Origin of the sequence: Caballeronia udeis (genome assembly GCF_001544555.2) — a bacterium.
Lineage (GTDB): Bacteria > Pseudomonadota > Gammaproteobacteria > Burkholderiales > Burkholderiaceae > Caballeronia > Caballeronia udeis.
Map to the genome: position 1 here is coordinate 1 of NZ_FCOK02000193.1, position 1,466 is coordinate 1,466.

Genomic DNA, 1,466 nt, shown 5'->3' on the forward strand with positions numbered 1-1,466 from the left:
GGCGATTTCCTCCACGGAGGCCAGCATGCGAAACGATAGCACGGTGTACGTTGGACTGGATCTTCACAAGGACTCCATCACGGTCGCCTACGCGATCGACGCGGGCGAGGTCGAACTGCTGGGCAAGACCGGTACGACCGGGGCCGACATCGATCGCCTGTGCACGCGCCTGCAGTCCAAGGCGCCGCACGTACGCGTCGTGTACGAGGCAGGTCCATGTGGTTACGGACTGTACCGTCAACTCGTCCAGAAGGGCTTCGACTGCATGGTCTGCGCACCTTCACTGATCCCGCGTAAGCCGGGCGAGCGCGTAAAGACCGACCGGCGCGATGCCATCAAGCTGGCGCGCTCGCTGCGCGCCGACGATCTGTCGGCCGTGTACGTGCCCGGAATTGAAGACGAAGCATTCCGGGATCTCGCCCGCGCGTGGGCGGCTGCCCGCGAGGATCTGCGGCGTGCACGGCATCGACTGAAATCGTTCCTGCTCGCGCATGGCGTTCGCTATACCGGCAGCGCAAACTGGGGCGAGGCGCACCGTCGCTGGCTGGGCCGCTGTTCGTTTCCCAGCGCCTGGCAGCACCTTGCCTTTGACGAACACCGGCGCACCATCGAGGACCGGCTTGCGCAGTGCGCGCGTCTCGAAACAGCCCTGCGCGAAGCGGTGATCTCCTGGCGGTTCTATCCGGTAGTGCTGGCCCTGCAGGCCATGCGGGGCGTCCAGTTCGTTACCGCCGTCGGGATGGTTTCAGAAGTGGGCGACCTGTCCCGCTTCGAACACCCGCGTCAGCTGATGACCTGGCTCGGCGTAACGCCATCCGAGCATTCATCGGGAGGCAAACGCCGGCAGGGCAGCATCACCAAAACCGGCAACAGCTACGCCAGACGGTTGCTAGTCGAGGCCGCATGGAGTTACCGTCATCCCGCCCGGGTAAGTCCGGAAATCCAGGCCCGTCTCGAAGGCCTGCCCAAGGCCATCATCGACCGCGCCTGGGACGCCCAGGTACGGCTGTGCCGACGATTCCGCCGGCTGGCCGCGCGAGGCAAACCCATCAACATCACGGTCGTGGCTATTGCCCGCGAACTGGCAGCGTTCATCTGGGACATCAGTCGACTGGCCATGTCGCTTGCAATACCTCGCAGCAAACTGCCCGCGGCCTGTGTGTGATTCCCCGAACAACGCAAGGAGTTTCCTGAAGGCGGCGCAGCCCGGCATCCGAGCAACCCGCGATGGTATTACGCAACGGGCATCACCAACTTGCGGCGGAAGTTAGCGGCAGGCTCATGAGGCGGACCTCCGTAATGCGGTATCCAATCCGCGGATATCAGTGTGATCCACCGTCGAGACTTACTGCTGCGCCGCCCTCAGGAAATTCATGCGTCGGTGCAACAACCTGAAACCCAACGTCACCATTGACACGCAAAGTCATATCAATACCAGCGAACCGCGCAGCTGATGACGACGGCAG

At 63.3% G+C, this 1,466-nt stretch carries 1 protein-coding gene; it reads left to right on the plus strand.

Going from position 1 to position 1,466, the window contains the following annotated elements; all coding sequences use genetic code 11:
* The first annotated feature begins 25 nt into the window (after positions 1-25).
* Positions 26-1,165, plus strand: a complete 1,140-nt coding sequence (locus tag AWB69_RS45135; protein WP_062093224.1) for an IS110 family RNA-guided transposase — start codon at positions 26-28, stop codon at positions 1,163-1,165.
* Positions 1,166-1,466: the final 301 nt, after the last annotated feature.